Origin of the sequence: Streptomyces griseoviridis (genome assembly GCF_005222485.1) — a bacterium.
Classification (GTDB): Bacteria; Actinomycetota; Actinomycetes; order Streptomycetales; family Streptomycetaceae; genus Streptomyces; species Streptomyces hintoniae.
On record NZ_CP029078.1, the window covers coordinates 8,436,283 to 8,462,748 of the forward strand.

At 72.9% G+C, this 26,466-nt stretch carries 15 protein-coding genes and 1 riboswitch; of the genes, 6 read left to right on the plus strand and 9 right to left on the minus strand.

The window, feature by feature from the left end:
* Positions 1 to 133: 133 nt before the first annotated feature.
* Positions 134 to 1,579, minus strand: a complete 1,446-nt coding sequence (locus DDJ31_RS36420; RefSeq protein ID WP_127176157.1) for a short-chain fatty acyl-CoA regulator family protein — start codon at positions 1,577 to 1,579, stop codon at positions 134 to 136.
* Positions 1,580 to 2,034: 455 nt separating this feature from the next.
* On the opposite strand from DDJ31_RS36420, the gene DDJ31_RS36425 reads away from it, so the two are divergent.
* From DDJ31_RS36425 to DDJ31_RS36445, 5 genes are all read left to right on the plus strand, one after another.
* A complete protein-coding gene (locus tag DDJ31_RS36425; RefSeq protein WP_127176156.1) occupies positions 2,035 to 3,543 on the plus strand; it encodes an MmgE/PrpD family protein in 1,509 nt (502 codons plus the stop codon).
* Positions 3,543 to 4,451 (plus strand): methylisocitrate lyase, encoded by a 909-nt coding sequence (gene prpB, locus DDJ31_RS36430; protein ID WP_127176155.1) that lies wholly within the window; start codon positions 3,543 to 3,545, stop codon positions 4,449 to 4,451. The genes DDJ31_RS36425 and prpB overlap by 1 nt, the downstream gene beginning before the upstream one ends.
* A gap of 16 nt (positions 4,452 to 4,467) precedes the next feature.
* Positions 4,468 to 5,604, plus strand: coding sequence for a bifunctional 2-methylcitrate synthase/citrate synthase (locus DDJ31_RS36435; RefSeq protein WP_127176154.1), 1,137 nt, complete (start codon positions 4,468 to 4,470; stop codon positions 5,602 to 5,604).
* A gap of 414 nt (positions 5,605 to 6,018) precedes the next feature.
* Positions 6,019 to 8,226 carry a hypothetical protein gene (locus tag DDJ31_RS36440; RefSeq protein WP_240677951.1) on the plus strand — a complete coding sequence of 736 codons (2,208 nt, stop codon included), beginning with the start codon at positions 6,019 to 6,021 and terminating at the stop codon, positions 8,224 to 8,226.
* An 83-nt stretch (positions 8,227 to 8,309) separates the two neighbouring features.
* Positions 8,310 to 14,393 (plus strand): hypothetical protein, encoded by a 6,084-nt coding sequence (locus tag DDJ31_RS36445; RefSeq protein WP_127176152.1) that lies wholly within the window; start codon positions 8,310 to 8,312, stop codon positions 14,391 to 14,393.
* A gap of 97 nt (positions 14,394 to 14,490) precedes the next feature.
* Here the strand turns inward: DDJ31_RS36445 and metE are convergent, their stop codons facing one another.
* From metE to aceA, 5 genes are all read right to left on the minus strand, one after another.
* The gene (gene metE, locus DDJ31_RS36450; RefSeq protein WP_127176151.1) at positions 14,491 to 16,806 is read right to left on the minus strand and encodes a 5-methyltetrahydropteroyltriglutamate--homocysteine S-methyltransferase; all 2,316 of its coding nucleotides are present in this window, start codon (positions 16,804 to 16,806) and stop codon (positions 14,491 to 14,493) included.
* Between the two features lie 163 nt (positions 16,807 to 16,969).
* Positions 16,970 to 17,189: riboswitch (cobalamin riboswitch) on the minus strand.
* 350 nt (positions 17,190 to 17,539) lie between these two features.
* Positions 17,540 to 18,031, minus strand: a complete 492-nt coding sequence (locus DDJ31_RS36455; protein ID WP_127176150.1) for a hypothetical protein — start codon at positions 18,029 to 18,031, stop codon at positions 17,540 to 17,542.
* Positions 18,032 to 18,089: 58 nt separating this feature from the next.
* A complete protein-coding gene (locus DDJ31_RS36460; protein ID WP_127176149.1) occupies positions 18,090 to 18,506 on the minus strand; it encodes a DUF1761 domain-containing protein in 417 nt (138 codons plus the stop codon).
* A gap of 199 nt (positions 18,507 to 18,705) precedes the next feature.
* The gene (locus DDJ31_RS36465) at positions 18,706 to 20,307 is read right to left on the minus strand and encodes a malate synthase (protein WP_127176148.1); all 1,602 of its coding nucleotides are present in this window, start codon (positions 20,305 to 20,307) and stop codon (positions 18,706 to 18,708) included.
* Between the two features lie 211 nt (positions 20,308 to 20,518).
* Complete coding sequence (gene aceA / locus DDJ31_RS36470) at positions 20,519 to 21,802, minus strand: isocitrate lyase (protein ID WP_127176147.1); 1,284 nt, start codon at positions 21,800 to 21,802, stop codon at positions 20,519 to 20,521.
* 570 nt (positions 21,803 to 22,372) lie between these two features.
* Between aceA and DDJ31_RS36475 the strand changes: the two genes are divergently transcribed.
* On the plus strand, positions 22,373 to 23,785 hold the full coding sequence (locus tag DDJ31_RS36475; RefSeq protein WP_127176146.1) for a short-chain fatty acyl-CoA regulator family protein: 1,413 nt from the start codon (positions 22,373 to 22,375) through the stop codon (positions 23,783 to 23,785).
* Positions 23,786 to 23,794: 9 nt separating this feature from the next.
* Here DDJ31_RS36475 and DDJ31_RS36480 read toward each other — a convergent pair whose 3' ends face one another.
* From DDJ31_RS36480 to DDJ31_RS36490, 3 genes are all read right to left on the minus strand, one after another.
* Positions 23,795 to 24,076 carry a hypothetical protein gene (locus tag DDJ31_RS36480; protein WP_127176145.1) on the minus strand — a complete coding sequence of 94 codons (282 nt, stop codon included), beginning with the start codon at positions 24,074 to 24,076 and terminating at the stop codon, positions 23,795 to 23,797.
* 124 nt (positions 24,077 to 24,200) lie between these two features.
* Complete coding sequence (locus DDJ31_RS36485; RefSeq protein WP_127176144.1) at positions 24,201 to 25,769, minus strand: glycerol-3-phosphate dehydrogenase/oxidase; 1,569 nt, start codon at positions 25,767 to 25,769, stop codon at positions 24,201 to 24,203.
* Positions 25,766 to 26,398: a TetR/AcrR family transcriptional regulator gene (locus tag DDJ31_RS36490; RefSeq protein ID WP_127176143.1), complete on the minus strand. Its 633-nt coding sequence runs from the start codon at positions 26,396 to 26,398 to the stop codon at positions 25,766 to 25,768. The genes DDJ31_RS36485 and DDJ31_RS36490 overlap by 4 nt, the downstream gene beginning before the upstream one ends.
* Positions 26,399 to 26,466 lie beyond the last annotated feature (68 nt).

Below are 26,466 nucleotides of genomic sequence, written 5' to 3' on the forward strand. Positions count from 1 at the left end.
AGAGGGCCCGGGGAACCCGCCGGGCCCTCTCGCGTCCGCTGCCCTCCACCGGCCGACGCGGCACCACGGACCCCGCCCACCGGCCCCGCCCACCGGCCTCGCCCTCCCGGAGCCCGTGTCCGTGCCCGTGCCCTCAGCGGGGCCCCCGCTCCGCCCGGCTCTCCACCGGATACGGGACGTACGACCGGCGGTCCGGGTCGATCGCCAGGCGTCCGCCCGCCGGGGGCCTGGCCCGCTGGGCGCAGTCACGGCGTTCGCAGATCCGGCAGCCGAGGCCGATCGGCGTCGCCGCGCGGGGATCGTCGAGGGCGACGCCCTGCGCGTACACCAGCCGTGGCGCGTGCCGCAGTTGGCAGCCCAGCGCGACGGCGAACTCGGCGCGCGGCGCGTGATGGCCGAAGCCGCCCCGGGTGACCGTGCGCGCGATCCAGAAGTACCGCTTCCCGTCCGGCATCTCGGCGACCTGCGTCAGTATCCGGCCCGGCGCCGAGAACGCCTCGTACACCGTCCACAGCGGGCAGGTGCCGCCCAGCCGGGAGAAGTGGAAGTCGGTCGCGGACTGCCGCTTGGAGATGTTGCCCGCGCGGTCGACCCGCAGGAAGGAGAACGGCACGCCCCGGCGGCCGGTGCGCTGGAGGGTGCTCAGCCGGTGGCAGACGGTCTCGAAGCCGACGCCGAACCGCGCCGACAGCAACTCGATGTCGTAGCCCACCTCCTCGGCGGCCGAGTGGAACGCCGTGTACGGCATCAGGAGGGCGCCCGCGAAGTAGTTCGCCAGGCCGATCCGGGCCAGCGCCGCCGACTCCTCCGTCGTCAACTCCGTCGCCGTGGCGGCGAGTTCGTCGAGGAGCGGGCCGTGCTCCAGCAGGGCGAGCTGGGTGGCGAGCTGGAAGGCGCGCTGGCCGTCGCTGAGCCACGACGACAGGAAGAGCAGTCCGGCCACCGGGTCGAAGCGGCGGGCGTCGGACGCGCGGCCCGGCACCACCCGCACACCGTGCCGCTCGGCGAGCCGCGCCGCCAGCGGGTCGGCGAAGCGGCCCGGCCGCGGCCGGATCGCCTCCGCCAGCCGCTCCGCCTCGGTGTCCAGCGGCTCGAAGTGGTTGTGGTGGGCGTAGAAGAAGTCCCGCACCTCGTCGTGCGGTTCACCCGCGGGCAGCAGGGCGTCCCCGGCGCCGGGGGAGCCGAGCGCGGCGGCCTGCTCGGCGGTGTCGCGGTAGCGGCGGTGCAGGGCGACCAGCGCGCGGGCCACCTCCGGATGGTCCCGTGCGGCCTCGGCGATGTCCTCGGCCGCGGGCGGCGCCACCCCGCACGCCTCGTCGGCGAGGGCTGCCCGAAGGTCCGCCGCCAGCCGGTCGCCCTCGGCCTCGGAGAAGAACTCCGCGTCGACGCCGAAGACCTCCGCGATCCGCAGCAGTACCGGCGCCGTCAGTGGGCGCTGGCCCTTCTCCAACTGGTTCGCGTAGCTGGTGGAGATGGCGAGGGCGCGGGCCAGCTCGACCTGGTTCATCCCGTGCTCGCGGCGCAGCCGGCGCAGCTTGGCGGGAGCGTAGACCTTGCGGTCGGCAGGACGTGGGGCCATCGCGCGCCTCCTCGCGGGGCCGCCGGGCGACGGTGCCGCGGCGGCTGACGTTGCGAACCTAGCATTCGCAGAATCCGCATCTTCCGCAGATCCACAGCCGGTCGCTGTACGGAATCCGCAGGCGGGACGGGTGGCAGTGGGCCGGGACAGGGGGCAGGCTCGACCACCAGGGGACGCGGCGCCCGCCCGCACGGAGATCCACAGCGCGGACGGGCACGGCGGCTCCGCGAGCCGAAGTCCGCCGCCCCGCCTCCCCCCGGGGGGTGTCTGTCCCTTCCCGTCTGCCGCACGACGCCACGTACGCACTCCCGCCGCACCGACCCCGGACCGTCCCGCACGAGGGCCAGGGGAGGGCACGCCGAGAGCACGCGCCTGACGTCGCGCGGGCGCCCTGCGGCGACGACGGGAAAGGGTCGGACACCCGCCGGCCCAGTTCCCGCCCAGCGAGGAGTCCCGTGATCGAGCACCACGTCCGCGTCCACCCCAGCGCCGACCACCTCCCGCGCGAGGACCAGCTCGCCTGGAAGCTCGCGTCCGTGGCCACCGCCACCGAGGAACTGGACGCCGACAGCGCCACCATGGCCGTCAACCGGGTCATCGACAACGCGTCGGTCGCCGTCGCCTCGCTGCTGCGCCGCCCGGTCGCGGTGGCCCGCGCCCAGGCCACCGCGCACCGCGCGAGCACCCCGGGCGCCGCCGTCTTCGGCACCCGCGCCCGGGTCTCCCCGGAGTGGGCCGCGTGGGCGAACGGCACCGCCGTCAGGGAACTCGACTTCCACGACACCTACCTCGCCGCCGACTACTCCCACCCGGGCGACTCCATCCCGCCGCTCCTCGCGGTCGCCCAGCACACCGGCCGCACCGGCGCCGACCTGCTGCGCGCCACCGTCGCCGCGTACGAGATCCACGTCGCCCTGGTGAAGGCGATCTGCCTGCACGAACACCGCGTCGACCATGTCGCGCACCTCAGCGCGGCCACCGCCTGCGGCCTCGGCGCGCTGCTGCGGCTGCCGACCGAGACGGTGTTCCAGGCGGTGCAGCAGGCCGTGCACACCACGACCGCCACCCGGCAGTCCCGCAAGGGCGAGATCTCCAGCTGGAAGGCGTTCGCGCCGGCCTTCGCGGGCAAGGCCGCCATCGAGGCCGTCGACCGGGCGATGCGCGGCGAGACCTCGCCCTCGCCGATCTACGAGGGCGAGGACGGGTTCCTGGCCTGGATGCTGGACGGCCCGAGGTCCGACTACACCGTCCTGCTCCCGGAACCCGGCGAGCCCCGCCGGGCGATCCTCGACACCTACACCAAGGAGCACTCCGCCGAGTACCAGGCGCAGGCCGTCATCGACCTGGCGCGGCGGCTGCGGGAGAAGACCGGACCGCTCGACCGGGTGCGCTCGGTCGTGCTGCACACCAGCCACCACACCCACCACGTCATCGGCTCGGGCGCGAACGACCCGCAGAAGTACGACCCGGCGGCCAGCCGCGAGACCCTCGACCACTCGGTGCCGTACATCCTCGCCGTCGCCCTGGAGGACGGCACCTGGCACCACGAGCGGTCCTACGCGCCCGAGCGGGCCCGCCGCCCGCGGACCGTGGCGCTGTGGCGCAGGATCTCGACCGTCGAGGACCCGGAGTGGACCCGCCGCTACCACGACCCCGACCCGGACCGCCGCGCCTTCGGCGGCCGGGCCGTCGTCACCCTGGACGACGGCTCGGTCGTCGAGGACGAACTCGCCGTCGCCGACGCCCACCCGGCCGGCGCCCGCCCCTTCGACCGGCCCGCCTACGCGGGCAAGTTCCGCACCCTGACCGAGGGCATCGTCACCGCGGCCGACCAGGACCGGTTCCTCGCCGTCGCCGAGCACCTCTCCGACCTGCCTGCGGGCGGCCTCGACGGACTCTTCCCGGTTGTGGACACCGACGCCGTCGCCGCGTACGACGCCCGGCTCCCGAAGGGCCTGTTCTGATGCCGCAGCACACCCGCACCACGCCCGCCGAGCGCCGCCGCGCCTTCCGCGAACAGCTCGCCTCCGGACGGCTGTTGAGGATGCCGGGCGCCATCAACCCGCTCACGGCACGGCTGATCCAGGACACCGGGTTCGACGCCGTCTACCTCTCCGGAGCGGTCCTCGCCGCCGACCTCGGGCTCCCCGACATCGGCCTCACCACCTCCACCGAGATCGCCGCCCGCGCCCAGCAGACGACCCGGGTGACCGACCTGCCCGTCCTCGTCGACGCGGACACCGGGTTCGGCGAGCCCATGAACGCGGCCCGAACCGTCCAACTCCTGGAGGACGCGGGGGTGGCGGGACTGCACCTGGAGGACCAGGTCAACCCCAAGCGCTGCGGCCACCTCGACGGCAAGACGGTCACCGCGCGCGAGGAGATGGTCCGCCGGATCAGGGCAGCGGTCGACGCCCGCCGCGACCCGGACCTCCTCCTGATGGCCCGCACCGACGCCCGCTCGATCGAGGGCCTCGACGCGGCGATCGACCGGGCGAAGGCGTACGTCGACGCGGGCGCCGACGCGATCTTCCCCGAGGCGCTCGCCGGCGCCGCCGAGTACGAGGCGTTCCGCGAAGCCGTCGACGTACCGCTGCTCGCCAACATGACGGAGTTCGGCAAGTCCCCGCTGCTGGACGCCCGGACGCTGGAGAGCCTCGGCTACAACATCGCGCTCTACCCGGTCACGCTGCTGCGGATCGCCATGGGCGCCGTCGAGGACGGCCTGCGCACCCTCGCCGCCGAGGGCACCCAGGAGTCCCTGCTGCCCCGCATGCAGACCCGCTCCCGCCTGTACGAACTCCTCGGCTACCAGGAGTACACGGCCTTCGACTCGGCCGTCTTCGACTTCACCCTTCCGCCCGGCACCTGACGCACCGGAGGCACCGATGTCCACCACCGCACCCGCGATCCACCGGGGTCTGGCCGGTGTCGTCGTCGACACCACCGAGATCTCCACGGTCGTCCAGGACACCAACTCCCTGACCTACCGCGGCTATCCGGTCCAGGAACTGGCCGCGCGACGCTCCTTCGAGGAAGTCTCCTACCTGCTCTGGAACGGCGAACTCCCCGACGCGGCACAGCTCGCCGACTTCCAGGCCCGCGAGCGCGCGCTGCGCCCCCTGGACCGCACCACCACCGAACTGCTCGCCCGGCTGCCCGAGACCTGCCACCCGATGGACGTGCTGCGCACCGCCGTCAGCTTCTTCGGCGCGCAGGACGTCACCGAGGACGACGGCAGCCCGGCCGCGCACCGAGCCAAGTCCCTGAACCTGCTGGCGAAGCTGCCGACGGTGGTCGCCGCCGACCAGCGCCGCCGCCGCGGACTCGCCCCGATCCCGCCGGACCCCGGCCTCTCCTACGCGGAGAACTTCTTCCACATGTGCTTCGGCGCGGTGCCCGACCAGGACGTGGTGCGCTGCTTCGAGATCTCCCTGGTCCTGTACGCCGAACACAGCTTCAACGCCTCGACGTTCACCGCGCGGGTGGTCACCTCCACCCTCTCCGACCTGTACAGCGCGGTCACCGCGGCGATCGGCGCCCTCAAGGGCCCGCTGCACGGCGGCGCCAACGAGGCGGTGATGCGCATGCTGGAGGAGATCGGCGACCCGCGGACGGTGGAACCCTGGCTTGACGAGGCCCTGGCGTCACGCCGCACGGTCATGGGTTTCGGCCACCGCGTCTACAAGCACGGCGACTCCCGGGTCCCGATCATGCAGGAGGCGCTCGACCGGCTGGTGTCCCGCGCGGCGGACCCGGAGACGACCCGCCTGGCCACCCTGCACGCGGCCCTGCGCCACGCGATGCTCACCCGCAGGTCCCTCCACCCCAACCTGGACTACCCGGCGGGCCTCGCCTACCACCTGATGGGCTTCGACACCCCGGCCTTCACCCCGATCTTCGTGATGAGCCGCATCACGGGCTGGACGGCCCACATCACGGAACAACTGACCCACAACGCCCTGATCAGACCGCTGGCCTCGTACGACGGGCGGGGGGAGCGGGCGGTGCCGGTGGGGAGGTGAACTGCCCTGACAGGAAGCGGCGTTGCCCTGGTAGGCGCCGGGGATCCGCCAGCGGTGCGCCCTGATCGAACGGTTCGTCGCCGAGCGACGCGTCCCCGGAACGGGTCGGTCCGGCCATCGCAGTCCCACCCCTCAACTCGGTGTGATTCCCGCGCGGTTGAACTCGACCCGAGTCACTGACGATCATCGCAAAGTGACGAAAGTGCTTCCAGGATGTTCCGGGTCGGCATACCCTGCGTGAATTACCGCACGTCGGACCGCAGCGGTTTGACGTGCGGCGGAGGTGTCATGGGTGGGGACCCGTATGTATCAGCAACGGTTGACGAACCAGGGGGACCGGACGCGGCATCGCCGCTCCGGGGCGGGGCGGGGGTGCCTGATCCGTACGGTGACCAGGTTCTGCTGACCTCTGCCATGACGAAAGGTCATGACGCCGTGCCCGTCGAGGCACGGGAGCGGGTGCGGCGCTATCTCGAAGCCGTTGTCGAGGCTCGGTCGGCGCCCGTGCATACGACGGTCGCCTTCAACGCCCTGTACTTCGGGTACGACCTTGGTGGCGACGGCTACGGCGCGAGCCCGCTCTGCCTCGACGACTTTCCCGTGATCACCTTCGGAGAGTGCGCGCCGGTGCTCCCGGTCGGGGCGATGGTCTGTGTCGCCACGGGATCGGAACCGCTGTACGCCGAGATCGTCTATCGGGAGGGCGCCCACCCGGAGGCGGCCGCTGAGGGCGGCGTCGAGGTACCGGCCTGGGTGTCGGGGGCGCCCGCGGGCGCCGAGGGGCCGGGGCGGCCGGGCGACGGCACCGCACCGTGGCGAAGGGAACTCCTGGTCCCGGATCTCCACGCCTTCGGCCCGGCCCTGAGCCTCTCATCGGCCCAGCTGCACCGGCTGCGCACGCGCCGGCGCTGGCTCAACGAGGACGGGCATGTCGTCGTCGATGTCCGCTATCCGTCCCCGGAGGCGGCTCGACGCGACGACCTGACGGCCTACGCGGACCACCTTCTGACGACGGCACGGCAGCAGCTGCTCAGCCCGTTCGTTCCCGTGTCTCTCGCCGCGCTGGTGGGCAGCACGCACGACGAGGACCTGCGGACCGGGCTGCTCGGTCTCCTCGACACGGTGCGAGGAGTGCTCAACTCCAGCGCGTCCCTGCGTACATGGGGTGACTACGCGATGACCCGGACCTCGCTCGCGGAGTGCTGGCGGGACACCGGGCCGCTGGGAGGCGACGACCTCACCTCGCTTGCCTCGGCGGTCGAACGCGTGGCCATACCGCCGAAACGGCGCCACGGTCTCACCAAGCCGGTCACCGTCTACACGGCCGTCGGACCGCGGCTTCGAGGGTTCCCGGGAGCGACACAGCTGCTCAGGGGAGTCGCGTACGCGGCGGCGGTGTGCCGGGCGAACCTGGCGCTCGCCGACGTCGTCCAAGGGGAGAGCGACCAGGGCCTGTTCGAGAACGGCTCGCGGGTCACGCTCGATGACGCCTTCGAGAGCGGTGGGGTGTGGCGGTCCCACCATCCCGGTGCCGCGGAACCACCCGGAGACCCCCTGGCCGCGGCGGGACGCGGCTGGACGTCCACGCTCCCCGCGCCGTCGGAGCCGGAGCCCGAACCGGAAACAGATCGGGACCCGGTCGATCAGCCACTGGCCGACGACGCCTCGCTCGGCACGGGCGATCTCCTGCGGAGCGACGAGCGGGAGATCGTCTGGCGGGCCCCCCTTCGGCTCGCTCACCTCATCGACGGCTGGTTCCCCCTGCACCCGTACGTCGTCGAGGAACTCCGCGGGTCTCACGGGGCATGGCCCGTGCTTCAGCTCGAACTCGACCACCGTGGCACGGAGTTGAAGGAGAGCGAAGCCGTCCAGAAGGCGACCGTCGAACTCGGCGACGAAACGGGCCGGTTGACCGGAATCGACTGGCCCGGTGACTTCTTCCCCGGCCTGGTGCTTGAGCTGCGCAGGCACTACGGCAGCCCGATGATCCGCCTTGCCACCGTACGCCTCCAGGAACCGGTGCGGGTCGGCGACCGCGAGACCGGGCACTGCTACGACCCGCGGGTGCTCATCAGGGAGGACACTCCGGGAAGCGACCGCCATGGCGACACCGCCGTAGGGCTCGGCCCCCGGGAACTGGTCGTGCGCACCGTGCGCCGTTGCGGCCTGCTCACCCTCGACGGCCACGCCCTGCTGGACCGTGCGGCCCTGCCGAGCGCGGCCTACGGGTTCCAGCCGACCCGCGCACAGACCGCCGCCCTGGAATCCGCCGTCGAGGAACTCCTCACGGAGAGGTTCCTCGCATCGGCCCTCGGCAGCCGGGACGCCTGGGGGCAGCCGCATTTCCCGCCGTGCGAAGGGCAGCCGACCATTCCCCTCGTCGGCTACTGCCCCACGCACCCGCGCGTGATACGTCCCTGGGGCGGCGCCGAACCGGCGGATGACGTGCTGCGGGACGTCCAGTTCGTCCCCGGACATCTGCGCCGTCTGCGCCCCGGCTGCTCGCCCAGCGACATGCAGCGCGTGGCCTTTCGCGAGCACTGCCGAAGGCTCGGCAAGGCGGACGGCTGGGAGCTTCCCCACGGATACACGTTCGTCACCGAGCACACGCGCGGCCACTGAGCCGCCGCGACCTTCCGCACGGCCCCGATCCGGGCCGTTGCTCTGTCTCCTTCCCAGCATCCACCGAAACGGAGTACGCGTACATGCAGGACCGCTACCACGTCGTCGCGGGCAACAGGTCGAGCACCTCGCCCCAGGGCCTCACGGACCTGGCCGACGCGCTCAACGCCTTGGACCACCCGGCCGTCGCCGCCCTGAACGACCTCACGGTCGACATGGTGGAGCTCGCCTTCAACTCCCTGCGGCCGAAGGACCGACAAGCGCTGCTCGGCAATCTGGGCATCCGTATCGCGGCACCTCGCCGGGTGAGCAGCGCTCTGTGCCAGGACGTACTCGCCAGGCTTCGACGTGAGGCGCGGCAGCACACCTGCACATGCGGGATCAAAGGGCTCACCGTCACCGTGAAGAACCAGGTGGGGGGCCTGGTCTTCGGAGCGGGCGCCGAGCCGGTTCCCGACCCCGTCACCAGGTGGGGTACGACGCTCGTCCGGGCCGCGGTGTTCGCGTGGTGCAACGCGTCCGTCGCCGACGCCCACGTTCTCGCCTGGGCCGCGGACCAAGACTGGTTCACCATGTCGGCGGACCGCGAGCAGAGCGGGCAGCTCGCCGCCGTCGGCGCCGCGGCGCGGTCGGTCGTGGAGGCGAACCCGGACTTCGTCCTCGGAGCCCCCGAAGGCGACGAGCCGCCGCTCACCAGCGACACAGAGCCGGTGAGCGCTGGTGCCGTCGACCGGCCGGGCACGGACACCGCCGACCCCGTGAGTGCGGTACCCGCCCCAGGCACCTCGGACGCGGGTACCACGACGTCCGCCCGCGACCGGCCCGACGAGGGGACGGACCCGGAGGCGGCCGGCCGGCAACTGGAGTCGGCCGTGGCCCAAGCACGGCGGTCGTTGGAGAAGGTGACCGGTGCCGTCACGGACGGCCGTCCTCCCTCGGACGAGGACCTGGCTCCGCTGACCGCCCTCGGTGCTGTCTTCGACCGTGTCGACGCGGTGCTCCGCGACGCGGGGATCGAGGGTGTGCCGCGTCGCCTCGACGAGGTGACGCGCGCCGTACGCGCGCACCGTGCGGAGCAGGAGCGTGACCTCCAGGCACGTGAGCCGCTGCGCGAACTGCTGGGTGTCTCCTCCCGTCCGGGAAGCTCCGCCCCGGCCGCCTCGGCCGCGGAGGCCGTGCGGGAGGTGGCCCGCAATCTGCTGAACACACCGGTGTGGGAGCAGTCGCAGCAGGAGGAGAGCGTCGCTCTGGCCGCACTGGCCCGGCTCATCAGGCTGGGGCGGCACCCGGATGCGGCGGCGGAGATCCTGGCGCTGCAGGGCCAGGTCGTTCCGGTGCTGCCCGGGTGCACCATGGCGGTGTTCACGGCCCACGAGCTGACGTTGCCTCAGCCGGAGGTCCCCGACGGCGGGCCGGCCGGGGCTGGGACGGACATCGGCACCGAGCGCGACGCCGAGAGGCCCTTGCCGAGCGAGGCCGAACAACCGGCCGAAGAGATGGAGGAGATCGCCTACCTCTCCGCAGGGAAGGCCGTGCCTCACCAGGACCGCGAACAGGAAGCCGCCGAGCCCGCCGGCACGGCGGCCCCTGAGCCGGTCCTCGTCACGGAGGAACGGGCCGTGCCCGCTGCCGACAGCGCCCCGGCATCCCGCCCGGTCCCGGACGGGTCCGTCCCCGCGCCGGCCGAGCCGCCGATCCGTCCCAGGAAGGACGCCCCCACCCGGGAAGAGGCACCCTCCGAAAACGACGGCACCGACGAGCCGGAGGCCGTGCGTGCCCTGGCGCAGCTGATCGCGGCTCGACGCTTCGGGCTCGCTCACCATCTGGCGAGGGCCGCCGGTCACCCCGAGCCGCAGGTGGCGGCGCTCCGTCTCGCGGGTGCCGCCGAGCTGCTCACCACCGGTGACAGCCAGAGCGCCCGACTGACAGCGGACCTGCTCCGGGAGTACGGCGGTTACGCGGGCCAGGACACCGAGGGCAGTGAACTCCTCATGCTGCCCGCCCTGCTGCGTACCGCACTGATCACCGGCGATCACTCCGCCGGCGCTCAGCTCAAGGCGCTGGTGCCCCGGCTCCCGGACCGGCTGGGGGAGGCGGCGACCGCCGTCGCCGACCGTGCCCTCAGCGGTGCCCTGATGATGGCGTCGCCCCTGGTCGCCGACGCGTCCGAGAGCGAGCTGCGGCTGCGCGAGTTGCGCGATCAGAGCCGTGCCCTGCTCGCGCCGCAGAGGCTGCGGTTCGCGCGGGCCACGGAGATCGCCAAGCGCTGGCGGGACCCTGCGGACGGGATGCTCGGATCGCTGCTCATGCCCGTCGTCGGCGACCAGCGCAACGCGCTGCGGCAGGTGCGTGAGCAGGCCGAACGGCTCTCCAAGCTGACGGAGATCAACACCGAGATCGACCGGATGGACCGTAAGCACCGCTCGTCCAGCGGCAAGCCGCTGCAAGGCTCCGGACGGCGGGACCTGGTGCATCTCGTGGAGCGAGCCGTCGACCTCGTCAAGGAGTGGTGCCTGACGGTCGACAGAATTCCCCGCACGGACCGCTCCGACGGCAATCGCGCGGCCAAGGAGATCTCCTCCCTGCGCCAGTCCCTGCTGGACGGCAGGGAGGCGGCGCTCGGTGATCTGGAGCAGCTGGCCCGCCGCTCGGACGCCTTCTCCGCCGCGGCGGCCTGGGCGGCGCACGCCTCGATGGAGGACCTGTTCGCTCTGCTGGCAGGTGACACCGTGACCTCACGCTCCGGCGGCCAGGTCGACCCGGAACGGGTACTGAACGCGGAACTCCTGAAGGTGTGCGACACCCTCGACGAGCGGCCGTCGCTCGAGGCGCTTCTCACCGCGGTCGACCGTAGCTGGCAGGACGCCTTCGACGAACGGCTCTCCCGCGACGCCTTCACCTCGGCCCGTACCATCGTCGAGCTGGCCGGGTGGGGGCTGCTCCCCGCCGCTCGGACCGGAGGGTTCGAACCGCCCACGGACACCCGGATCGACGACCACGAGGCCGTCCGGCGCGCACAGCTGCGCGGCACACACGGCGAACTCCTCGCCGAGCTGCACCGCGCGCAGGCGGACGGCGCCGTGACCGAGGACCAGGATCTGGGCCTTCAGGAGCTGCTGGCCGACGCCCACGACCGCCTCGAAAGCCCCGACCTGCACGACCTGCTGGACGTGCGTCGGGCGCTCGACACGGTACGACGTGACCTGCCCGCCTTCCGACGCCAGGCGGCCGACCGCATCCGCGCCCGGCTCGACGCCCTGGAACCCGGCTCGGACGAACGAGCCCAGGTCCTGCGGCGCCTGGAGACGAACGACCTCGCCACCGCGGCCGACCTCGTCTATTTCCTGGAGATCGGTGAGCCCGTCCCGGAGATCGAGGGAGGCGAGTCCCACCTGCCGGACTTCTTCCCCGCGGTGCCCGACGGCCTGCCCGGAGGCATCGACCGCGCCCTCGTCGACCTGGTCAGGTCCGGGGGCAAGCATCCGACGCTCCCCGTCCTCGAGTACGGAGCCCTGTCCACCGACGAGGCGGCGCTCGCGGCCGACGCCCTCGAGGAGTGGCGCGCCCTGGGCGCCGCCGAGCGCAAGGACCGACTCCAGGTCGCTCCGACCCGCCAGGTGCCACCGCTCCTCAAGCTCCTCGGCTATGACGCGAAGAGCGCCAGGGCACTCGACGACCGGTCCCAGCACCGTCGTGAGTACCGTCTCTTCGAGGCAACCGGAGTGGAGATCAACGGCAGGGCGAAGGCGCCCGCGTTCGGTTCGGAGATCCGGGAGCAGGGCGGCAACCTGCGGGTCATGATGGTCTGGGGCAGACCCCCGGCCAAGGTCGTCATGAGCTGGGCGGAGCGCGACACCAGCGACGCGAGTCTCCTCGTCGTCTACTTCGGCACGCTGAGCCGTGAGGCCCGCGTCGAACTCGCCGTCGGTTCGGGCCGGTTGCAGCCGCTGCTGGTCGTGGACGACGCGGCCCTCGCCTATCTCGCCGCCCGCGGCAACCGCCAGGTCAGCACCGCCACGCAGACACTGCTGCCCTTCTCGGGCGTCAACCCGTACATCAGAGAGAAGCGCGGCCGGATCGGCGGTGAGATGTTCTACGGGCGTGACGCCGAACGCAAGAGCATCCTCGACCCGCGCGGCACCCAGGTCATCTACGGTGGCCGGGGACTCGGCAAGTCGGCGCTGCTCGCCGACGCGGGGGAGCGGTTCACGGAGCAACGCCCCGGCTATCACCAGGCGGTGTACGTCAACCTCGACCAGGAGAACATCGGCAAGGGCAGCTCGTTCGGGCCGGAGGCGCTGTGGAGCGTCCTGGAGCGGGAGCTGACCGAGGCGCACGTACTCGACGACCGGCAGCAGCCGCGCAGGAAACGGCTGGAGATCTCCGAGCGGGTCCGCACCGGCATCCGGACCTGGCTGGACGGCGACTCGCGCCGCCGTCTGCTGATCCTGCTCGACGAGTGCGACCAGTTCTTCGAGGCGGACGCCCCCCGCTTCGACCAGACCAAGAAGCTCAAGGGCCTCGGATCCGACACCAAGGACCGCGCCAAGGTCGTCTTCGCCGGACTGCACTCCGTGCAGCGCTTCTCCAAGCTCGCGAGCAACGGGCCGTTCGGTCACCTGGCACAGACCCCGAAGGTGATCGGCCCGCTGGCTCCGCAGTCCGCGGCCGAGCTGCTGGTCGAGCCCATGCGGGCGCTCGGCTTCGAGTTCAAGGACCTGGATCTCGTCAACCGCGTGCTCGGCTACTGCTCCTACCAGCCCTTCCTGCTCCAGATGTTCGGGCACCGCTTGGTCGAGCTGATGCACCGCAAGCGGGCCCGGCGCGGAGCGGAGGGACCCAGCTACGAGGTGGAGGTGACCGACATCGAGGTCGTGGAGTCGGACGCTGCCCTGAGAGCCGGCATCTCGGCGGCCTTCAAGGACACGCTGAGCCTCGACCACCGCTACGACGTGATCGCCAACGTGCTGGCGTACCACGCCCGCCACCACGGCCTCGAGGTGCGGCTGAGCGACACCGAGCTGCGCGAGGAGTGCGAGACGTACTGGCGCGAGGGGTTCGAGCAGCTCGACACCGAGGGCTTCCGCGCCTACCTCTCCGAGATGGTCGGTCTCGGTATCCTCGCGCCCAACCACGACGGACTGGGCTGGCATCTGCGCGGCCCGAACGCCCTGCGCATGATCGGTACCTCCCACGAGGTGGAGGCTCGCCTGCTCAGGGCCGAACAGGACTGCAGACTCCAGGAGAGCATCGTGCAGGAGGGCCGCCCCGAGCTGCCCGACGGACAGCCGGCTCCGCTGACCAACACACAGCTCGACGACCTGCTCGGGGAGCGGTCCAGCCGGACCAGGGTCGTCCTCGGCACGTCCGCCACCGGAGTCACCGACGTCGCCAGGACCTTGCGTACGATCGCCGGGCAGATCGACGGCTGGACGCTGCCGCCTGTCGGCAAGCCCAGTGTCTACAAGCAGGAGCTCACCGGCGGACGTCCTCGTGAACGGCGCGTCGTCATCAGTGACTTCGCCAACTACCGCGATCCGGTGCGGCCCGAGACCTGCCGAGAGGCCGTCGACCTGGCGGAGACGCTGCTCCCCGCCACCCCTGGGGTCACTCGCGCCGTCGTCCTCATCACCGACACCACCCAACTGGAGCTGTGGCACAGCCTGCTGACGGGGACCGAGCCCACCTCGGCCGCTCCGGTCGTGCTGCGCCGTCACGACCGCCGCAGCCTGCGCGGCTGGGCTCAGCGGGTCGACATGTTTCCCACGGAGGGCCGTCTCGACCGCCTCCACGAGTTGACCGGGGGCTGGCCGCTCCTGGTGAGCCGGGCGCATGGCCTGCACACCGAACTGGGAGACCCCGATGAGGTGTTGCGCCGACTCGCGGGCCTCCGGGTGAACCGCTCGGAGGCCGGTGCGTTCGCTGAGGCGACCGGTGTGTACGCGAACCCCCAGCTTGCCGCCGGGTACCGGGCCCTCGACGACGAGTTCAAGGACGCCGCGTTCGATGTGGAGGGCGCGGTGACCGCGGTGGCGCTGAAGATCGAGGACGAGGACGAGGCACGGTGGGTCGTCAACTGCCTCGACGCCCTCCAGGTCTTCGATCGCGAGGGCGTCCACCTGCGCCTCGAACCGCTGTTGCGCGAGTGCGTGACACCCCGTAGGTGACGGAGCGTCAGCCGTGACTCCGGCCGCCCGTATCGCTCGGGCGGCCGGAGCGGAGGGCCGGGAACGGGGCGTCACCGCCCCGCCCCCGCCCCCACCCCTACGCCAGCAGTTCCGCCCGTACCCTCCGCGCCGCCGTGACCAGGTTCTCCAGGGACGACCTCGTCTCCGGCCAGCCGCGGGTCTTCAGGCCGCAGTCCGGGTTGACCCAGAGGCGTTTGGCGGGGATCGCCGCGAGGCCCGTGCGCAGGAGTTGGGCGGCTTCCTCCGTGCTCGGGACCCGGGGCGAGTGGATGTCGTACACGCCGGGTCCCGCCTCGCGCGGGTAGCCGTGGGCGGCCAGTTCGCGGGCCACCTGCATGTGGGAGCGGGCCGCCTCCAGGCTGATGACGTCCGCGTCGAGGTCGTCGATGGCCTGGACGATGTCGCCGAACTCCGCGTAGCACATGTGGGTGTGGATCTGGGTGTCCGGGCGGACCCCGGCCGTGGTGAGGCGGAACGCCTCCGTCGCCCAGGCCAGGTACCCCGGGCGGTCGGCGGCGCGCAGCGGCAGCGTCTCGCGCAGGGCGGGCTCGTCGACCTGGATGACCGAAGTCCCGGCCGCCTCCAGGTCGTTCACCTCGTCGCGCAGGGCGAGGGCGACCTGGCGGGCCGTCTCGCCGAGCGGCTGGTCGTCGCGGACGAAGGACCAGGCGAGCATGGTGACGGGCCCGGTCAGCATGCCCTTGACCGGGCGGTCGGTGAGCGACTGCGCGTACGTCGTCCAGCGCACCGTCATCGGCTCGGGCCGTGAGATGTCGCCGGCCAGCACCGGCGGGCGGACGTAACGGGTGCCGTACGACTGCACCCAGCCGTGCCGGGTGGCGAGGTAGCCGGTCAGCTGTTCGGCGAAGTACTGCACCATGTCGTTGCGTTCGGGCTCGCCGTGCACGAGGACGTCGATGCCGGTCTTCTCCTGGAAGGAGACGACCTCCTGGATCTCCGCCTTGACGCGCTCCTCGTAACCCGCCGTGTCGATCCGCCCGGCCCGCAACGCGGCGCGCGCGGTGCGCAGTTCGCCGGTCTGCGGGAACGATCCGATGGTCGTCGTCGGCAGCAGCGGCAGTCCGAGGTGGGCGCGCTGGGCGGCGGTCCGCTCGGGGTAGGTCTGCGAGCGGCGCGCGTCGGCGTCGGTGACGGCCGCGGCCCGTGCCCGCACCGCCGGATCGCGGGTGATCGGGGACGTCGCGCGGGACGCCAGGTCGGCGCGGTTCGCGGCGAGTTCGGCGGAGACGGCGTCGGTGCCGTGCCTGAGCCCCCTGGCGAGGGTGACGACCTCGGCGGTCTTCTGCCGGGCGAACGCCAGCCAGCGCAGGATCTGCGGCTCGATGTCCCGCTCGACCGACGCGTCCAGCGGCACGTGCAGCAGCGAGCAGGACGCCGCGACGTCGACCCGGTCGGCCAGGCCCAGCAGGGTGCCGAGCGTGGCCAGGGAGGCGCCGAGGTCGTTGACCCAGATGTTGCGGCCGCTCACGACACCGGCGACCAGCCGCTTGCCGGGCAGTCCGCCGACGGCGGCGAGCGCGTCGAGGTTGCCGGCGGCGGCATCCGTGAAGTCCAGCGCGAGGCCCTCGACGCGCGCTTTGGCGAGGACGGGCAGGGCGTCGCCGAGCCGGTCGAAGTAGGACGCCACCAGCAGCTTCGGCCGGTCGGTGAGGCAACCGAGGTCGCGGTAGGCGCGGCCGGCGGCGTTCAGCTCGGCCGGGGTGCGGTCCTGGACCAGGGCGGGCTCGTCGACCTGCACCCACTCGGCGCCGGCCGCGCGCAGGTCGGCGAGGACCTGCGCGTACACCGGCAGCAGCCGGTCGAGCAGGGTGAGCGGCTCGAAGTCGGCGGCCACCCCGGGCGCCGGCTTGGCCAGCAGCAGATAGGTGACCGGGCCGACCAGCACCGGACGGGCCGTCAGGCCCAGCGCGAGCGCCTCCCGCAACTCCGCCACCTGCTTGGCCGAGTCGGCGACGAACTCGGTCTCCGGGCCCAACTCGGGCACCAGGTAGTGGTAGTTGGTGTCGAACCACTTCGTCATCTCCAGCGGCGCGACCTCCTGGGTGCCGCGCGCCATCGCGAAGTAGCCGGCCAGCGGATCTGCGGCGACGGCCTCCCGGTGCCGTTCGGGGATCGCGCCGACCATGACGGTGGTGTCCAGGACGTGGTCGTAGTACGAGAAGTCACCCGTGGGGACCTCGTCGATGCCCGCCTCGGCGAGCTGGTGCCAGTTGGTACGGCGCAGATCGGCGGCGGTGGCCCGGAGGGCGTCGGCGTCGACGCGGCCCTTCCAGTAGCCCTCGATCGCCTTCTTGAGTTCCCGGTCCTGTCCCTGGCGGGGGTAGCCGTACACGGTGGCCCGTGCTGCCGCGGCTGCGGGCTTGGTGGTCACGGAGATCTCCTTCGCGAGATGAATCCCTGAGATCCCGGCGACGGGACGCGGACGCGAAGGGTGGCTCACCGGACGGCTCCGACCTCGCGCGGCACAGCGCTGTCGTCCGTTCGGTATGCGCGCCGACCCGCCCACGAGGTCACCGGAATGTCCGCGCGCGAGTCGTCACGCACGGGCAGTGGCAGGTCTTCGGACTCACGGGCACGCCCTCTCGAAGGAGGACACCTACTGGCCGTCGCTTCCCAGACCCGGGCGGGCCCAGTGCGTATGACGGCGGTCGTTCCCGCTCACCGCTGCGGGGCAGTCCCGGATTCCCACCGGGTTCCCTCTTGCGACGCATCCCGCCTGGCGGACGGGGCGAACCAGCTGCGTGGACCAGCCTAGACGCCCGGTCCCCGGCGCGGTGCGCGCCGTCCACGATACGGATGGTGAGGTGACCCACGCGGCCCGGGGGAGTGAAGGGCGACGGGAGCGGGAAGCACCGTGCGCGCGTCCCGTGCCCGCGTGCACGCCGGTGTCCGGGCACGCCGGTTTCCGGGCCCGCCGTCCCGCCTCGACGCCCGGCACCCGCGTCGACCGACTCAAGCGCGACGGCGTCGGAGCCGGCGCCCGATCCGCAAGGCGGCCACGGCCCTCACGGCCGACGCGTCGCCCGTACGGCCGGTGTCCCCGCCCTCACGGCAGTGGTCTGGCACCTCACGCCGCCCCACCCTCACGGCAGTGGTCCCGCGCCTCACGCCGCGCCACCCTCACCGAGAACGCTCCGACGCTCCGACGCCGTGACGATCCCGTACGTGACCAGCCCGTACAGCAGATGCGGTACGACGTCCGACGTCCAGTCCTTCGCCGACCAGGTCCTCGGGTCGCTCACCCCGAGGCGTGCCATCGGCAGGTCGGTGGCGGCCATGGCCAGCACGCCGGTCGCCAGACCGCCAAGCCACCACGGCATCCGCGCGCCCGCCCGGCGCAGCACGGAGACGGCCATCCCCGTGCCGCAGCCGACGGCGATGCCAGAGAGGGCGCCGAGACCGGAGAGCCGGTTGTCGAGGTTGCCCTCCGGGTCCGGCACGGGGTATCCGATGTCCCTGGCGATCTGCTCCACGACCTGCGCCGGCGCGTCGCTGGAGGGTCTTCCCCGCCAGGCCATGTCGGCGTAGGTCACCGCGTTCAGTACGGTCGTGCCGGCCGCGCCGGCCATGCCACCACGCACGATGCTCTGGATCATGCCGGGCCGAGTGCCCATCCGGCCGGTTCCGAATCAGCGGGGCCAAGACCGCCGTCGCCTACCGCATGGCCACCAGCACGACGCTGCTGAGCACGCTGGTGATCACGAAGTACGGGGCGTTGAGGACGCCGTAGTAGAGCGGGCGCGGGAAGTTCGGGTTGATGGCGATCTGGAAGGTCATCGCGCCGAGGTAGCCGACCCCGACGACCAGCCCGAAGACGACGGCGTCGCCGATGCCGGTGATGTCCAGCGCCTCGACGAGAACGGCGCTGGTCAGCACGGTGGCGAGGGTGCACAGCAGCGGGCCGAGCACGGTGACAGGCGTCGATGCCGGAGCCGGCGCGCCCGCCCGCCCGAGGGCGACGGCGTACGGCTTGGCGATCACGACGGCGAACCAGACACCGGCGATCAGGAACGACGCGACCACCGCGATCGCGAGGGCGGCCCAGTTGATGTCGGCGAGGACGGAGAACACGCGAAGACCCCTTACAGGTGAGCGGCCCGTGCGGCCGCTGACAGCAGGAGTCTTCGCCAGGTACAGGACAGGTTGGGTCCTGTACCTGGCGCCTCACCGCGGCGGCCTGCCTTCGGCACGACCACCGCTCCCGGCACGACCACTCGTCCCGGCGCGACCCGCCCGTCCCTCCACCACGACCCCCGGGACGCTCCCGCGCTCACCCAGAGGCGACCGGCACGCTGACCAGGTGGCGGGTATAGGCGTCCGGTGTGAAGCAGAGGGGCGACTCGGACGTCAGCGCCGTGCGTTCCAGCAGGGCCCGTGCCTCGGTGACCGGTGCCGTCGGGGAGTCGGCGGCGAGCGCGGCGGCCTCCTCGTCGACGAGGGCGAGGACCGTCTCCCGGTCGAGCACCCGGTGCCGCAGCCACTGCCTGATCCGGGTGCGGGCCAGTTCGGCGGTCGCCGCGTCCGCCGTCCGGCCGGCCATTGTCACCGTGCCGTGGCCCGCCTGCCAGGCCGCGAAGTACCGCAGTGCGACGGCGACTTCGGCGCGCACACCCTGCGGGGTGGGCGGTCCGGCGATCCTGCGCACCGACAGCAGATGGGCGGCGGTGACCTCGATGTCGTCCCGGCTCCGGTCGAGTTGGTGCGGGCGGGCGCCGAGCACCTCGTCGAAGGCGGCCCGGCAGACCGGCACCAGGGCCGGGTGGGTGACCCGGGAGCCGTCGAAGCCGTTCTCGGCCTCCCGTTCCTTCTCCAGCCGGACGGCGGCCACCGTCGCCGCGCGGGCGGCCCGGTCCGCTTCCGGCACCCGAGCGGAGACGGCGCCGACGGCGTGCGCGCCGCGCCGGTGGCAGACGCGCACCACGAGTTCGGCGCGGGCGTGCAGGAAGGAGGCGGTGGCTGGGATTCTCGCGCGGTCGGGCAGCAGGAAGTCGCTGCGGTGGCCGAACGTCCTGATCAGGGAGGTCAGATACTCCTCGTGGCCGATACCGAGTCCGGAGCTGTGGGTACGCAGTTCGTGGAGGATCTCCTCCATCTCGAAGGCGGCCGTGACCGTCTCGATGGGCACGCACGCCCTGACCGTGCCCCGCGGGATGCCCAGCAGGCCCTGCGCGGTGTCGAAGACGTCGTTCCAGAGCCGGGCCTCGTACCGGTTCTCCAGCTTCGGGAGGGAGAAGTAAGGACCGTACCCGGCGTCGATCAGCGGCTGGGCGCAGTGGAAGAAGTACAGCCCGAAGTCGACGAGCGCGGCGGGCACCGGGCGGTCCTCGTACGCCAGGTGTTCCTCGTCGAGGTGCCAGCCGCGCGGCCGGACGACGACGGTGGCGGGCCGTCCGCCCCCGGCGGGCGCGGCGTCGACGCGCCCCTCGACGACATCGCGCAGCGTCAGCTGGCCGCCGATGACGTTCTCCCAGGTGGGCGAGGTCGCGTCGGAGAAGTCCGCGATCCACACCTGGGCGCCGGAGCGCAACGCCTCGACGGCCTCCGGGCGCCGGGGTGGCGCGGTGATCTCCACCCGGCGGTCGACGAGCCCCGGCGCGGGCGGTGCGACCCGCCAGCGGGGGTCGGCGCGGACGGCGGAGGTGACCATCGGGAAGTCCAGCGGGGAGCCGCCGGCCAGCCGCATGGCCTGCCGGCGCCGCTCCTTCAGCAGATCCCGCCGGCGTTCGCCGAACTCGGCGGCCAGCCGTCCGACGAAGTCGAGGGCGGCGGGCGTGACGATCTCGTCGTGCCGCTCGCCCGGGGACGCCAGGACCGCGACACGGCTGTCCGGCGCGGTGTCGTGGACGGGGTGGGGCAGTGCGGTGAGGGACATCGGTTTCTCCTGCGCGGAAGACGGGCGGGCGGGTAAGGACCTCCGGGACGCGCCCGCCCGCAGGACCGGGACACGCCACCTGCCGACCGTGCCCGCCGCTCGCACGACGGGCCGGACCTCTCCTGGTGGAACCGCTCGGCCTCGGCGGAACCGGGGACGGACCGGACCCTCTCCTGGTGGGACTTCTCGGCGGGGCCGGGCCGGACCTCTCCTAGTGGAACTGCTCGGCCTCGGTGGAACCGGCCAGGGCCGTGGTCGACGACGCGGGGTTGACGGCGGTGGAGACCAGGTCGAAGTAGCCGGTCCCGACCTCCCGTTGGTGGCGGACGGCGGTGAAGCCGTGCTCCTGCGCGGCGAACTCCCGCTCCTGGAGGTCGACATACGCGGTCATGCCGTGCTCGGCGTAGCCGCGCGCCAGGTCGAACATGCCGTGGTTGAGGGAGTGGAAGCCGGCCAGCGTGATGAACTGGAAGCGGTAGCCCATCGCGCCCAACTCCCGCTGGAACTTGGCGATCTGGTCGTCGTCCAGCGCGGCCTTCCAGTTGAACGAGGGTGAGCAGTTGTAGGCGAGCATCTGGTCCGGGTGGCGCGCGTGCACCGCCTCGGCGAACTCCCGGGCCTGCGCCAGGTCGGGCGTGCCGGTCTCCATCCACAGCAGGTCGGCGTAGGGCGCGTAGGCGAGGCCGCGGGCGATGACCGGCGCCATGCCGTTACGCACCCGGTAGAAGCCCTCGGCGGTCCGCTCCCCGGTCACGAACTCGGCGTCCCGCTCGTCGACGTCGCTGGTCAGCAGGGTGGCCGCGAGGGCGTCGGTGCGGGCGACGATCAGCGTCGGGACATCCGCGATGTCGGCCGCGAGGCGGGCCGCGTTGAGGGTGCGGATGTGCTGCGAGGTCGGGACCAGGACCTTGCCGCCGAGGTGGCCGCACTTCTTCTCGGAGGCGAGCTGGTCCTCGTAGTGGATGCCGGCCGCGCCCGCCTCGATCATCGCCTTGGTCAGTTCGAACGCGTTGAGCGGGCCGCCGAACCCGGCCTCCGCGTCGGCCACGATCGGCGCCAGCCAGTCGACGGTGTCGCCCGCGTCCTCGGCGGTGGCGATCTGGTCGGCGCGCAGCAGCGCGTTGTTGATCCGACGGACCACCTGGGGAACGGAGTTGACCGGGTAGAGGCTCTGGTCGGGGTAGGTGTGCCCGGCCTGATTGGCGTCGGCGGCGACCTGCCAGCCGGAGAGGTAGATGGCCTGGAGCCCGGCCCGCACCTGCTGCACGGCCTGGCCGCCGGTGAGCGCGCCGAGGGCGTGCACGTAGTCCCCCTCGCGCAGTTGGCGCCAGAGGCGCTCGGCGCCGCGCCTGGCCAGGGTGTGCTCCTCGCGGACGCTGCCGGCCAGCCGGACCACGTCCGCCGCGCCGTAGGTGCGCTCCACGCCCCGCCACCTGGGGTCGGTGGCCCAGCGTCGCGTCAGCTCGTCGGCCGCCTGAGTCCTCGCTTCTGCCATGACTGTCACCGTCTCCTCGTTCCGTGCCGGATGCCGGTCCCGCCGGCCTCGCGGCCATCGGGTGGCACTGTGTGTCGCGTTGCGGGGACGCGGCCCGCCGTTCCGCCTCGGTGCGGAGGTGAGCAACGCTGCCGGTACCTGACCTGGCCGGTGCCGGGGTCTCTGGCGTCAGGGCGGGGATCGAGCCCCGGCACCGGGTGCTGGTCGCCGGGGTCCGGCGGGCCGCACTAGAACGATGGCACTGGCACTGAGTGCCATCAAGCGGGTACGGTTGCCAAGTTCTGCGTATCTTCGCCCGGCGTTCTGCCAACTCTGCCAAGGGCGAGGGTCGTTGGGGGACGCGTACTGTGGCGCACAGCGGACAGCGCACGGCACTCAGCGGACATCGCGCAGCACGCAGCGGACCGGACATCGCACAGCACGCGGGGACAGGTGGCGACGGGCGGCCGACCGTTCACAAATGGTCTGCCACGGCGGGGAGTTCACCAAGGACGGGCGTGGGCGGAGAGATCAGGGCGGACAGGCGGCGCACCGGGGGAGCGGCCGCCCAGGGCCACGGAGGGCCACGGAGTGACCAAGACCTACGCGGGCGCGCGGCTGCGGCGGCTGCGCGAGGAACGCGGCATCAGCCAGGCCGAGTTGGCCCGGGTGCTGGCCATCTCGCCCAGCTATCTCAACCAGATGGAGCACGACTCCCGTCCGCTGACCGTGCCGGTCCTGCTGCGGCTGACCGAGGCGTTCGGTGTCGACCCCGGCTTCTTCTCCGAGCGCGACACCAGCCGTCTGGTGGCTGACCTGCGCGAGGCGCTCGCCGGTGAGCCGGCCGCCTCCCGGCTCTCCGCCGCCGACCTCGGTGAACTGGCAGGGAAGATGCCCGAGGTGGCCCGGGTGCTGCTGGACCTCGGGCGGCGCAACGCCCGGCTCGTCGAACGCCTCACCGCCGCCACCGACGGCCGGGGGACCGACCCCGACACCGAGGAGCCCCGCTCGCCGCACGAGGAGATCCGGGACTTCTTCTACCGGAGGCAGAACTACCTGCACGACACCGACGTCGCGGCGGAGGCTCTGGCGGCGGCGGTCGGCATCCGCCCCGGCGAGGTCGTCCCCGCGCTCGCCGCCCGGCTGGCCGACCGGCACGGGGTCCGGGTGCGCGTCGGCGGCGACGACCGCCTCCACCACTACGACGAGCCCACCCGCACCCTGCATGTCTCGGCCAGGCTGCGCCCGGGGCAGCGGGCGTTCCGGATGGCCACCCAGCTCGTGCTGCTGGAGTTCGGCGACGAACTCGACCGCAGGGCCGCCGAGGACTTCGCGCCGGGCTCGCCCGCCCACGCGCTGGCCCGGATCGGCGTCGCGCACTACTTCGCGGCGGCCCTGATCCTGCCGTACCGGGCCTTCCACGAGGCGGCCGAGACGGTGCGCTACGACATCGAGCGGCTCACCGACCGCTTCGGCCTCGGCCACGAGACCGTCTGCCACCGGCTGAGCACCCTCCAGCGCCCCCGGCTGCGCGGGGTGCCGTTCTCCTTCGTGCGCGTCGACCGGGCCGGGAACCTGTCGAAACGGCAGTCGGCGACCGGTTTCCACTTCTCCCGGGCGGGCGGCACCTGCCCGCTGTGGAACGTGTACGAGGCGTTCGCCGCGCCGGGCCGCATCCATGTGCAGATCGCCGAGATGCCGGACGGCGCCCGGTACCTGTGGACGGCGCGGGCGATCACCCGGCACCGCGGCGGCTGGGGCGAGCCGGGCAAGACGTTCGCCATCGGCCTCGGCTGCGAACTGCGCCACGCGCACCGGGTCGTCTACTCCGACGGACTCGACCTCACCAGCGGCTCGGCGGCCACCCCGATCGGGATGGGCTGCCGGGTCTGCGAGCGCCGCGACTGCCCGCAGCGGGCCGCCCCCGCGCTGGGGCACCCGCTGCGGATCGACCAGAACACCAGTACGTTCGTGCCGTTCCCGGTGGCGGACACCACCGGCTGACGGGACGGCTCACACCTCGGGCCGCGAGTGTCTGACGGCCTGCCTGACCTCGGACTCGACGGTGTCGCGCGGCCTGCCCTCGTCCTTCGCGTACTCGGCCACCGTGGACTGGACCTCACGGGCCAGATCGCGCCACGCCCGCCACGCGGTCTCGTAGGTGTCGGACTGCTGTCCGCTCCAGCCGCCCTGGTGCGTCGGCGGCCCGTAGGAGGCGCGCAGCTCCTCGACCCGGGTGTGGGCCTGGTCGGCCGCGCGCTGCTTCTCCACCAGTTCGTCGAAAGTGTGTGTCATATGTAATGACCATAAGGATGGTTTCGCCGTCCCGCGCGTCGAGCGGACCACTTTCGCCAGGCGCCCCGGCAGGCATGCCCCGGGCGCCTCAGCAGGCACGGCAGGCCCGCCCCGGCCGCCCCGCTCACCCTCCAAAGGCCGCCGCGCCGGCCAGCAGCGCGTCGACGGCGTCCAGCGCGGCGGCCCGGTCGGCGGGGACCAGGCCGATCCGGGTGCGCCGGTCGAGGAGGTCGCAGGCGTCGAGGGCGCCCTCGTGGCGCACCGCCCAGACGAGTTCGGCGGCCGTGACCGTGGCGCCGGGATGCACCGGCTCGGCGAGCCGGGGGTCGCCGTCGGCGAGCGCCAGCACGGCCGGTGCCTCGGTGCCGTACCGCTGGACCAGCCGCCGGGGTGCCCTGACCGCGGCGAGGACGGCCTGCGGGGCGGCGCCGACCAGCGGCAGCGCGGCGGTGCGGCAGCGGCCCGCGGCCAGGCCGTGGACGCGGACGGCGGTGTCGACGGCGTCCTGCGCCATCCGCCGGTAGGTGGTGAGCTTGCCGCCGACGACGGTGATCACGCCGTCGGGCGAGGTCAGCACGGCGTGCCTGCGGGAGATGTCGGAGGTCCTGGCCCGGCCGCCCGACGGGCTGTCGGGCGCGGTGTCGAGCAGGGGGCGCAGTCCGGCGAAGGCGCCCACCACGTCCGTGCGGTGGACCGGGACGTCGAGGACGGAGCCGAGGACGTCGAGCAGGAAGCCGATGTCCGTCTCCGGCACCTCGGGCACGTCCGGGATCGCGCCGGTCACGGGTTCGTCGGTGAGGCCGACGTAGACCCGGCCGTCGTCCTGCGGCAGCACCAGGACGAACCGGTTGCTCTCCCCGGGCACCGGGATGTGCAGACCGGCGGGGAGCGGGCCGAGCGGTGCGGCCCGCAGCACCAGATGGGTGCCGCGCGAGGGCCGGACCTGGATGCCGTCGACCAGGCCGCCCGCCCACACGCCGGTCGCGTTGACGACCGTGCGGGCGCGTATCTCGCCCTCCTCGCCGGTGAGTTCGTCGCGGACGCGGGCGCCGGTCGCCGTCAGTCCCAGGGCCCTGACCCTGGTCAGGACGCGGGCGCCGTGCGCGGCGGCGGTGCGGGCGAGGGCGGTCACCAGCCGGGCGTCGTCGGTGAGCCGGCCGTCCCAGGACAGCAGGCCGCCGCGCAGTCCCGCCGGGCGCAGGGCCGGGGCGAGGTGCCGGGTCTCCACCGGGGAGAGGCGGCGCGGCGGGGGCAGGGCGGCGCGCGCGGTGCGGGCCGCGAGCCGCAGTCCGTCACCGGCCCGGAAGCCGGCCGACGCCAGTGCCGCCTGGCCCCGGGAGACCAGCGGCGTCAGGGGCAGCACGAACGGCTGGGCGCGGACCAGGTGCGGTGCGGTCCGCTGCATCAGCACACCCCGCTCGACGGCGCTCTCGTGCGCCACGTCCAACTGGCCGGAGGCGAGGTAGCGCAGCCCGCCGTGGATCAGCTTGCTGCTCCAGCGCGAGGTGCCGAAGGCCAGGTCGTGGGCGTCGATCGCGGCGACGCTCAGACCCCGGGCGGCGGCGTCGAGGGCGGCCCCGGCGCCGGTCGCGCCGAGACCGACGACCAGGACGTCCACGGCGGGTCCGCCGACGGTGGCCGCCAGTTCACGGGAGCGCCGGGCGGCGGAGAGCGAGGAGTCGGGGTGGCTCATGGGGCGAGGGTCCTCTCCAGGATGCCGCGCAGCTCGGCGAGGAAGGCGGGGGAGGACAGCTCGGGGTCCGCCTCGTCGGTCATGGTGCGCAGCGACAGGGTGAACGACTGCACGGTCAACAGCAGGGCGCGGGCCTGCCGTTCGGCATGTCCGGCGCGCACCGAGCCGTCCGCGTGACCGTCCTTCAGGCCCCCGACGAGCAGCCCGAGCAGGGCTTCCTGGCTGGCGCCGCGCCGGTCGAGCACATAGGGGAGCAGCAGTTCGGGATCGACGTCGACGATCTTGCGGAACAGCGGGTGGGCGCGGAACGACTCCACGCCGGCCACCAGCCCTTCCACCAGCACGGTGCGCGCGGCGGTGCCGGGGGCGGGCTCGGGCAGGGCGCCGGTGGCGACGGCGATCCACTCGCGGGTCATCAGGTCGCCGACCAGGGAACGGACGTCGGGCCACCGCCGGTAGAGCGTCATCCGGGAGACGCCCGCGCGCCGGGCCACGTCGGTGAGCGTGGTGCGGCGCACCCCGACGGCGAGGACGCAGTCGCGGACCGCGTCGAGGATCGGGTCGCTGTCGGAGCCGCCGCCCGGGGGGTTCTCGGGGCCGTCCGGATGGTTGTGACGAATAGGCGTCATGTGTCACAGTGTAACGCCCGTGAGGCCGTCGCCGGACGGAATCGCTCGACACGACCGATGAGGACGAC

Coding starts and splice junctions, on each gene's coding strand:
- aceA (WP_127176147.1), bottom strand. CDS start 21,802: ATGGCAGAAGCGAGGACTCAGGCGGCCGACGAGCTGACGCGACGCTGG.
- prpB (WP_127176155.1), top strand. CDS start 3,543: ATGCCGCAGCACACCCGCACCACGCCCGCCGAGCGCCGCCGCGCCTTC.
- DDJ31_RS36435 (WP_127176154.1), top strand. CDS start 4,468: ATGTCCACCACCGCACCCGCGATCCACCGGGGTCTGGCCGGTGTCGTC.
- DDJ31_RS36465 (WP_127176148.1), bottom strand. CDS start 20,307: ATGTCCCTCACCGCACTGCCCCACCCCGTCCACGACACCGCGCCGGAC.
- DDJ31_RS36440 (WP_240677951.1), top strand. CDS start 6,019: ATGACGAAAGGTCATGACGCCGTGCCCGTCGAGGCACGGGAGCGGGTG.
- DDJ31_RS36455 (WP_127176150.1), bottom strand. CDS start 18,031: ATGATCCAGAGCATCGTGCGTGGTGGCATGGCCGGCGCGGCCGGCACG.
- DDJ31_RS36485 (WP_127176144.1), bottom strand. CDS start 25,769: ATGAGCCACCCCGACTCCTCGCTCTCCGCCGCCCGGCGCTCCCGTGAA.
- DDJ31_RS36420 (WP_127176157.1), bottom strand. CDS start 1,579: ATGGCCCCACGTCCTGCCGACCGCAAGGTCTACGCTCCCGCCAAGCTG.
- DDJ31_RS36445 (WP_127176152.1), top strand. CDS start 8,310: ATGCAGGACCGCTACCACGTCGTCGCGGGCAACAGGTCGAGCACCTCG.
- DDJ31_RS36480 (WP_127176145.1), bottom strand. CDS start 24,076: ATGACACACACTTTCGACGAACTGGTGGAGAAGCAGCGCGCGGCCGAC.
- DDJ31_RS36490 (WP_127176143.1), bottom strand. CDS start 26,398: ATGACGCCTATTCGTCACAACCATCCGGACGGCCCCGAGAACCCCCCG.